This window comes from Streptomyces sp. NPDC004561 (genome assembly GCF_053602155.1).
On record NZ_JBSGDB010000599.1, the window covers coordinates 1 to 4869 of the forward strand.

4 protein-coding genes are annotated in these 4869 nt (G+C 69.3%); 1 reads left to right on the plus strand and 3 read right to left on the minus strand.

What is annotated here, in order from left to right:
• The 3 genes from ACWEN3_RS41590 to ACWEN3_RS41600 form a co-directional block, all read right to left on the minus strand.
• Nucleotides 1-868: histidine kinase dimerization/phosphoacceptor domain-containing protein (locus ACWEN3_RS41590; protein WP_452982462.1), on the minus strand; the 868-nt coding region annotated here is incomplete at its 3' end.
• Entirely contained in the window at nucleotides 865-1386 is a 522-nt protein-coding gene (locus ACWEN3_RS41595; protein WP_452982465.1) for a DUF1453 domain-containing protein, read from the minus strand. The genes ACWEN3_RS41590 and ACWEN3_RS41595, both read right to left, overlap by 4 nt.
• A 619-nt stretch (nucleotides 1387-2005) precedes the next feature.
• Nucleotides 2006-4129: a DNA gyrase/topoisomerase IV subunit B gene (locus tag ACWEN3_RS41600; protein WP_452982468.1), complete on the minus strand. Its 2124-nt coding sequence runs from the start codon at nucleotides 4127-4129 to the stop codon at nucleotides 2006-2008.
• A 439-nt stretch (nucleotides 4130-4568) separates the two neighbouring features.
• Here ACWEN3_RS41600 and ACWEN3_RS41605 point away from each other — a divergent pair, with 439 nt between their 5' ends.
• On the plus strand, nucleotides 4569-4799 hold the full coding sequence (locus ACWEN3_RS41605; RefSeq protein ID WP_452982471.1) for a DUF7455 domain-containing protein: 231 nt from the start codon (nucleotides 4569-4571) through the stop codon (nucleotides 4797-4799).
• The last annotated feature ends 70 nt before the right edge of the window (nucleotides 4800-4869 follow it).

The following is a 4869-nucleotide window of genomic DNA, read 5'->3' on the forward strand; positions in this document are numbered from 1 at the left end:
GGGGCCTGCGCTCACCCGTGACGGTGACCTCGGCGCTGTCGGCGCCGCTGACGAGCTCGCCCAGGAAGTCCTCCAGCGGCGTCAGTTCGCCCCGCAGGGCGGACAGCGCCTGCATGGTCTCGGTGAGGCCGTCCCGGGCCATGCCCCGGGCGGCGACCACGCGCTCCAGGATCCGGTCGCGGTCCGCGCCGTTCTCGATCAGCAGCCGGGCCGCTTCCAGGTGCACGAGTTGCGCCGAGAGGCTGTGGGCCAGCACGTCGTGGATCTCACGGGCGATCCGGGCCCGCTCGGCCAGCGCCGCGGACTCGGCCTCGGCGGCCCGGGCGGCACGCTCCTGGGCGAGCAGCCGCTGCGCGCTGCCCCGGGCCTCCGCGTCCAGCCGCAGGACGTATCCGGCGAGGGCCATGCCCGCCACCGTGGCGGCCGTGGTCAGCCAGACGTCGTTGTTGAACGCGGAGTAGGAGGCCAGGGCCACCGACGTCACGGGGCCGGCGGCCGCGAGCGGCAGCCGCTCCAGGGCGCTGATGCCGCAGCCGCACCAGATCACCAGGGCCGGGCCTCTGAACCCCGTGGCCTGGGCGGCGACGGCGATGGCCAGCAGCACGGTGATGAGTGCCAGGGACGGGATCAGCCGGTGCTCGTAGGTGGTCCGGAAGAAGGCCCAGGACACGCCGGCGGCGATCAGCACCCCCGCCGTTGCCGCCAGCGCCCCCCAGAGACCGACGGGCTTCTGGTGGAACGCGCCCCACAGGAGCATGGCGAGCACGAACAGCCGGACCGCCCAGGCGAGCATGCGCCGGGGCCGGGAGATTCCCTCGCGGCCGAGTGCTTCGCGCGACGGCCAGCGTGTCCAGGCGTTCTCCGTCACACGCGCTCCTTCCATGCCGGCCTCCTGACGTCACCGTACGCCGGGGCGGTACGACTCATGGCGCCGAGGCTCTGGGCCCGCCAGACCAGGATTCCGCCGCGGACCAGCAGGGTGCCGGCGAGGCCGAGCATCAGGGCGGAGCTGTCCTGGTGCACCCCGAGGACCGCGCCGACGGCGAAGACACCGATCCGCAGTGCTATGCCTCCGAGCCACACGGCGATGCTCGCCTTGGTGCTCTTGGTCCACACGACACCGTCCGGTTCCGTCCAGATGCGGGTGGTCCAGGCCCAGCCGGCGCCCATGCCCAGGCCTATGAGCAGTTCCACCGCCAGCAGTGCGGCGGATTCGACGCGGTGATGGGTGTCGACGATGCCGGGCTCCCGCAGCGCGACGACGGCGAGGATCACGGGCAGCAGCCACCAGCGCCGGTCCGTGTTGATCGCACGGGCGCGGAACTGCCGCACGATCACTATGGCGACCGCGGCCACGATCAGCAGCGCGTTGACGAGCCCGGGCATCAGTGCCTCCGTGAGCGAGAAGGTGGCGCCGGGAGCGTGTGCTCCCGACGTCTTCGAAGCTACGGAAATTCGCAGGTCAGCAGATCGGAGCCGGGGTGGATCACGGGTGGAAACCTCGACCGGCCCGCGTCCACCCAGGGGTGGAGAGACCATCAGGCTGACGGATGGCCGGGATCAGGGATGCCGCGGAGGGACGGCACGGTCCTAGGTCCGCGGCGGACCGGTCGGGGACCGTGATCGACGGGTCGTGGTCAGGGCAGCCGCGGACCGGACCGGACCGCACCGCAGAGCACTGACCGTGGGAGAGGTGGTGCCGCTGCCGTTCACGGCCGGCGGCCAGCAGCCGACGGCCAGCAGCCAGCAACCGAACCTAATCGGCACCGCCTCGCAGGCAGGCCACCCAAGCCAGCCAGGCTTCCCGACCGCCCGCCGCTCAGCCAGGCCGGCCCACCGAGCCTCCCGGACTCGAGCCGGTCAGCCGATCAGTTGGTGAGCCGGTCAAGGCAGGCCCAGCATGAAGCCTTCCGAGCCCGCCCGACCCTGCCCATACACCTGTCCTACCTGTCCCCCGTCATACCTGTCCCCGCCTGCCCGACCCCGCCGAAGCCGAGCGCAGCGGCTACGCGTCGATGCGCGACCGGTCCAGCGTCGCCGCCGAACTGGAGATGAACTCCTTGCGGGGCGCCACGTCATTGCCCATCAGCAGGTCGAAGACCTGTTCGGCGGCTTCCAGGTCGGAGAGGTTGATCCGCCGCAGGGTGCGGTGACGCGGGTCCATCGTGGTCTCGGCCAGTTGGTCGGCGTCCATCTCGCCCAGACCCTTGTAGCGCTGGATGGAGTCCTTGTACCGGACGCCCTTGCTCTGGAACTCCATGAGCTTGTCGCGCAGCTCGCGGTCCGAGTACGTGTAGACGTACTTGTCCTGCCCCTTCTTCGGCTGGACGATCTCGATGCGGTGCAGCGGCGGCACCGCGGCGAAGACGCGCCCCGCCTCGACCATGGGCCGCATGTAGCGCTGGAACAGCGTGAGCAGCAGACAGCGGATGTGGGAGCCGTCCACATCGGCGTCGGTCATCATGATGATCTTGCCGTAGCGAGCCTGGTCGATGTCGAAGGTGCGGCCCGAGCCGGCTCCTATGACCTGGATGATCGCGCCGCACTCGGCGTTCTTGAGCATGTCGGTCACGGACGAGCGCTGCACGTTGAGGATCTTGCCCCGGATCGGCAGCAGGGCCTGGAACTCGGAGTTCCGCGCGAGCTTGGCCGTGCCGAGCGCGGAGTCGCCCTCGACGATGAACAGCTCGCTGCGGTCGACGTCGTCGCTGCGGCAGTCGGCGAGCTTGGCCGGCAGGGACGAGGACTCCAGAGCGGTCTTGCGGCGCTGCGCGTCCTTGTGCTGACGGGCGGCGACACGCGTGCGGGCGGCCGCGACCACCTTCTCCATGACGACCCGGGCCTGGGCGGCGGCGTCACGCTTCGTGCTGGTCAGGAACGCCTTCAGCTCCTTGGAGACCACGCTGTTCACGATGCGGCGGGCCGCCGACGTGCCGAGGACCTCCTTGGTCTGGCCTTCGAACTGCGGCTCGGCCAGGCGCACGGTGACGACGGCGGTGAGGCCCTCCAGGGCGTCGTCCTTGACGATGTTGTCCTCGGCCACACGCAGCATCTTCTTGGCGCGCAAGACGTCGTTCAGCGTCTGGGTGAGAGCCTGCTCGAAGCCGGAGACATGGGTGCCGCCCTTGGGAGTGGCGATGATGTTGACGAACGACTTCACGGTCGTGTCGTATCCCGTGCCCCAGCGCAGCGCGATGTCCACGCCCAGCTCGCGGGCGACCTCGGTGGGGGTCATCTGGCCGTGCTCGTCCAGGACCGGGACGGTCTCCTTGAAGGTGCCCTTGCCGGAGAAGCGGACCACGTCGCACACGGGCTTGTCGTTCGCCAGGTACTCGCAGAACTCGCTGATGCCGCCGTCGAAGCGGAAGGACTCCTCGCCCTTGCTGCCGCCCTCGCCGAGGCCGTACTCGTCGCGGACGACGATGGTCAGGCCCGGCACGAGGAAGGCGGTCTGCCGCGCGCGCTGGTGCAGGTTCTCCAGGGAGAGCTTGGCGTCCTTGAGGAAGATCTGCCGGTCGGCCCAGTAGCGCACGCGCGTGCCGGTGCGGGTCCTGGGGATCTTCTTCGCCTTGCGCAGGCCGCTCTTGGCCTCGAACTTCGCGTCCGGGCCGCCCGTCGCGAAGGCGCCCGGCACACCGCGCCGGAAGCTGATGGCGTGGGTGTGGCCGCCGCGGTCCACCTCGACGTCGAGGCGGGCGGAAAGGGCGTTGACCACGGAGGCGCCGACACCGTGCAGACCGCCGGAGGCGGCGTAGGACCCGCCTCCGAACTTGCCGCCGGCGTGGAGCTTGGTCATGACGACCTCGACGCCGGACAGGCCGGTCCTGGGCTCCACGTCCACGGGGATGCCGCGACCGTTGTCCCGCACCTCCACGGAGCCGTCGTCGTGGAGGATCACCTCGATGTGGTCGCAGACGCCCGCGAGGGCCTCGTCCACGGAGTTGTCGATGATCTCCCACAGGCAGTGCATCAGACCGCGGCTGTCGGTCGAGCCGATGTACATGCCCGGACGCTTGCGCACGGCCTCGAGACCCTCGAGGACGAGCAGGTGCCGCGCGGTGTAGTTGGAACCGTCGCGGTCTGCTCCTGCCAGCAGCGCTGTGGACGGCACGGACGTATCGGCGGTCACGCGGTTCGCTCCTCGCTGAATTTCAGGTGGTCCCCTTCTGGGTAAGGGGGCGGCTTCGGTTGCCGCTCAGAGGGTACCGATGCCTGGTAGAGCCGGTGTAACGCCACCCTCGTCGGAAACTCAGACTAGTCCAGACTCGCATACGCGTTCGATCCCTCGATGGAGTGAAGCACACATCACGTTCCCTTGGAGGCATGAACCATTTAGGCTCCGGGCACGTCCTCATGAACAACCGGCAACCCGGCCGGGAGGACCGAGCACAAGACCGCGCGAAACCGTAAAGCACATAAGACACGCACTACGGCACATTCGCCGCCAACCGGCAGCAAACAGCCTCCCCGGAAGATTTTTTCGAGGAAAAGCCACGAGCGGGAACGTTTTCGGGCTGGTTGGATGTTGACCCTGGTACGACAGCTCGTCGAGCTAGAGAAGAGGCGACGTGACTACTGTTCTGACCCCCGCGAGCCCCCTGACGGCCGCCGATCGCTGCGACCGCTGTGGCGCCCAGGCATACCTGCGCGTCGTCCTGCTCAGCGGCGGAGAACTGCTCTTCTGCGCCCACCACGGTCGCAAGTTCGAGCCGGAACTCAAGAAGATCGCCGCTGAGATACAGGACGAGACGGAGCGGCTGACGACCGTTCCGGACACCGCTTCCGAAGAAGAGCGCTGAATCTCGCACACCCGACGAGCCAGCCCCGGCACAGGCCGGTGAACGGGCGGGCCCGGGCGGGCCCGGGGCG